This is a genomic window from Moorena sp. SIO3I6, from assembly GCF_010672095.1.
This window is the reverse complement of record NZ_JAAHHU010001162.1, coordinates 1-1,614: the sequence shown is the minus strand read 5'-3', so window position 1 is coordinate 1,614 and position 1,614 is coordinate 1. Positions and strand designations below refer to the sequence as shown.

Here is a 1,614-nt window from a genome sequence, read left to right as displayed (position 1 = left end):
CTTGGATTCCAAGTGGACTCGTCAAGTGGTCTTAGTCACGACTCGCGATCGCTTAGACATTCCACCAATTCAGCATTTTTGTCAACTGGTGCGTCAGCTGGACATGCCAACAGTTCAGGCTTGGAACGTCCAGCTGCCAGCCCTTGCTCAAGCTTGATCACTGTTTCCAGCTTTGGACTAATCACTAATGAGTAATGCCTTCAGGGAATTATTAAAGAAAGTGGGCAGTGGTGTACACACTGGGAAAGCGTTAACTCGTGAGGAAGCCACCACTGCAATCCGCCTCATGTTGACACAAGAGGCTACACCAGCGCAAATTGGAGCATTTATGATTGCCCACCGCATCAAACGACCGACCAGTGAAGAACTGGCAGGAATGTTAGATGCTTATGACCAACTTGGACCAAGGTTAGAACCCTGGGACATCAACCATGGGCAAGATGCCTCTCGGTCACTTTCGTCTGCTTCATCCCTGGGGATTACAGTGTTAGGAACACCCTATGATGGACGAAGCCGTACTGCACCAGTCACACCCCTGACCGCCTTAGTCTTAGCTACTGCTGGGGTACCTGTGGTCATGCATGGGGGAGATTGTATGCCCACTAAGTATGGAGTCCCCTTAATTCAGATTTGGCAGGGATTGGGAATGGATTTCTCCCAACTTTCTGTGCCCCAGGTGCAACAAATATTGGAGAGAACTGGCTTAGGATTTATCTATTTACCCCAGCATTTTCCCCAAGCTGATCAGTTAGTTTGCTACCGCGACCAAATCGGGAAACGTCCACCGATAGCAACCATGGAAATTCTATGGTCTGCCTATAGGTCTGGTGATCAAGGAGAAACTCATCATGTTGCCGGGTATGTTCATCCACCTACAGAAAATCTGTTTAGACAGACATGTCAGCTGCGTCTTGTCAAGAATTTTACCTTTGTCAAAGGCTTAGAGGGTAGCTGTGACCTACCACGCGATCGCACTGCCATCATAGCCATTAGTCAACCATCAGCCAGTCAAGGGTTTGAGCGTTTGCTACTCCATCCGAGTGAATACGGTTTGGCTGGCAAGGAGTTACCGTTTGAGTCAACCACTACACTGCTGGCACAGTACCAGGAAATCCTAAAGGGTAAATCCAACCCATTGATGCCAGCCGCTATCTGGAATGGTGGGTTTTATCTGTGGCGTTGTGGTATTTGCCAAGATTTAACAGCAGGTCTGGCCAAGGCTGAAGATTTATTCACCAGTGGTAATGTGGAGCAAAAATTTAACGAAATTGTTGATTACTTACACAAGCTTCAATAAACAGAAGGTAAGTATTCAGCTATCAGCTATCAGCTATCAGCTATCAGCTAATGAGTCACAGGCTAGAAGCCTGTGCCACGCTACTTGATGTGCTTATGAGCATAGGGCAAGCTACACCGAACAGCTTTTGAATAAAATCGGTAAGCATTGGAATAATGCTGCAGTGTTGTCACAGGACTTGTGGCCTGTGTCATAAAGCTGACTGCTGACTGCTGACTGCTGTTCGCGCAGCGTGCGCGTAGCGCATATGCTTACAATAGTGACATACTCCTACACTGACTCTTCGAGTTCAGTGTAGGCTTCTTGCCAACTCCACA

The 1,614-nt window shown here is 47.6% G+C and carries 1 protein-coding gene and 1 pseudogene; both read left to right on the top strand.

What is annotated here, in order from left to right; genetic code table 11:
- Window positions 1–157 (top strand): annotated as a pseudogene (locus tag F6K49_RS47275) (LysR family transcriptional regulator); the annotation flags it as partial.
- 30 nt (window positions 158–187) lie between these two features.
- Window positions 188–1,297 (top strand): anthranilate phosphoribosyltransferase family protein, encoded by a 1,110-nt coding sequence (locus F6K49_RS47270; RefSeq protein ID WP_293060451.1) that lies wholly within the window; start codon window positions 188–190, stop codon window positions 1,295–1,297.
- Window positions 1,298–1,614 lie beyond the last annotated feature (317 nt).

Bases quoted from the DNA above. Each gene is read 5' to 3' on its own strand.
- F6K49_RS47270 (WP_293060451.1), top strand. From the start codon at position 188: ATGAGTAATGCCTTCAGGGAATTATTAAAGAAAGTGGGCAGTGGTGTA.